The 1,641-nt window shown below is 69.8% G+C and carries 3 protein-coding genes; 1 reads left to right on the top strand and 2 read right to left on the bottom strand.

Going from position 1 to position 1,641, the window contains the following annotated elements; genetic code table 11:
- Nucleotides 1-285, bottom strand: a 285-nt coding sequence (locus HUK84_RS17325; RefSeq protein WP_176641370.1) for an ATP-binding cassette domain-containing protein, incomplete at its 3' end; no start/stop codon positions are given.
- Nucleotides 286-519: 234 nt separating this feature from the next.
- Between HUK84_RS17325 and ndk the strand changes: the two genes are divergently transcribed.
- Nucleotides 520-942, top strand: coding sequence for a nucleoside-diphosphate kinase (gene ndk, locus HUK84_RS17320; RefSeq protein ID WP_176641369.1), 423 nt, complete (start codon nucleotides 520-522; stop codon nucleotides 940-942).
- A 95-nt stretch (nucleotides 943-1,037) separates the two neighbouring features.
- Here ndk and purN read toward each other — a convergent pair whose 3' ends face one another.
- Nucleotides 1,038-1,640, bottom strand: coding sequence for a phosphoribosylglycinamide formyltransferase (gene purN, locus HUK84_RS17315; protein WP_317135306.1), 603 nt, complete (start codon nucleotides 1,638-1,640; stop codon nucleotides 1,038-1,040).
- Nucleotide 1,641: the final 1 nt, after the last annotated feature.

The raw sequence follows: 1,641 nt of genomic DNA, 5'->3' as shown, positions 1-1,641 counted from the left end.
GTCGGTCCGCTCGGTATCGCCCGCCAGCACCGTGTCCAGCAAGTTGGCGTCCCCGGACGGTGCCTCCTGGCGGATGCGCGCCATGCGGGCGCGCGACGACAGGCGGATCATGCCCCCATCGGGCGCGATATCCCCGGCAATCGCCGCCAGCAGGGTCGATTTGCCCGCCCCGTTGCGCCCGACCAGCCCGATCTTGCGCCCCGGATCGACGCTCAGCGACGCGCCGTCCAGCAGGGCGCGCCCCGCGATACGAAGGACCAGGTCGGAAATGACAAGCAGACTCACGGGATCGGGGCTCCGGAACGCGGGCGGCCCTGCGGCGCCAACCCTTTGACAGACAACGGATCCGGCCGCCGCCGGATGGATCGCGCCGCCGGTTGTGCGCCGCACGGCACAGGATTCGTGCCGCTGTACCTACCAGTCCCGGCCAATATGCTCTAGATGGCGCGCGGAAGGGGCGCCGGTCCGGCCGGGCTGCGGGTCCCCCACATGTTTCGAGCAAGAGGAAGGAGCCGCCCGATGGCGACCGAACGTACCCTGTCGATCATCAAGCCGGACGCGACCCGGCGCAACCTGACGGGCAAGATCAACGCGGTGTTCGAGGATGCGGGCCTGCGCATCGTCGCCCAGAAGCGCATGCAACTGACCGAGGCGGTGGCCGGCGCGTTCTACGCCGTGCACAAGGACCGCCCGTTCTTCGGCGACCTGGTCTCGTTCATGGTGTCGGGCCCGGTGGTCGTGCAGGTGCTGGAAGGCGAGAACGCCGTCCTGAAGCACCGCGACGTCATGGGCGCCACCGACCCCAAGAAGGCCGCCCCCGGCACCGTCCGCGCCCAGTTCGCCGAGAGCATCGAGGCCAACTCGGTCCATGGCTCCGACAGCCCGGAAAACGCGGCCAACGAAATCGCGTTCTTCTTCTCGCAGATCGAGATCCTGCCCTGATCACGGCCTGACGCGTCACGACCTGACGCGCGAAAAATACGAAAAATGAAGGGCCGGCCCGCAAGGCGCCGGCCTTTCTTCGTTGCGGCCCGCCCCTACAGGAACAGCAGCGGCCCCGCCGCCGGCTCCGTTTCCGCCGCCGCATCACGGGTCAGATGCCTGCGCAGCGCCGCCGGGTACAGCACATGTTCCTGCTCCAGCACGCGCGCCGCCAGTTGGCCCGGCGTGTCGCCCGCATGCACCGGCACCGCCGCCTGGCCCAGGATCGGGCCCTCGTCCATGACCTCCGTCACCAGGTGCACGGTGCAGCCATGCAGCTTCACCCCGGCCGCCAGCGCGCGCTCATGCGTATGCAGGCCAGGAAAGGCCGGCAGCAGGCTGGGATGGATGTTCAGCATCCGCCCCGCCCAGGCTCCGGTCAGGAAGGGCGTCAGCAGCCGCATATAGCCCGCCAGACAGACCAGTTCGGCCCCCGCGTCTCGCAGCGCCGCGTCGATCGCCCGCTCATGCGCCACGCGATCGCCGCGGAACGGACGATGATCGACCACTTCGGTCCGCAACCCGGCGGACCGCGCCACCTCCAGCCCCGGCGCGTCGGGCCGGTTGCTCAGCACCAGCGCGATGCGGGCCGGAAAATCGGGCATGGCGCACGCGTCGATCAGCGCGCGCATGTTGCTGCCGCGCCCGCTGATCAGGATC

Origin of the sequence: Nguyenibacter vanlangensis, from assembly GCF_013376155.1 — a bacterium.
In the GTDB taxonomy this organism is placed as follows: domain Bacteria; phylum Pseudomonadota; class Alphaproteobacteria; order Acetobacterales; family Acetobacteraceae; genus Gluconacetobacter; species Gluconacetobacter vanlangensis.
Note: the sequence above shows the minus strand (reverse complement) of the source record. Positions and strands in the feature narration are given on the sequence as shown.

What these genes read in the sequence shown, in the direction of transcription:
- ndk (WP_176641369.1), top strand. Translation starts at nt 520, where the DNA reads ATGGCGACCGAACGTACCCTGTCGATCATCAAGCCGGACGCGACCCGG.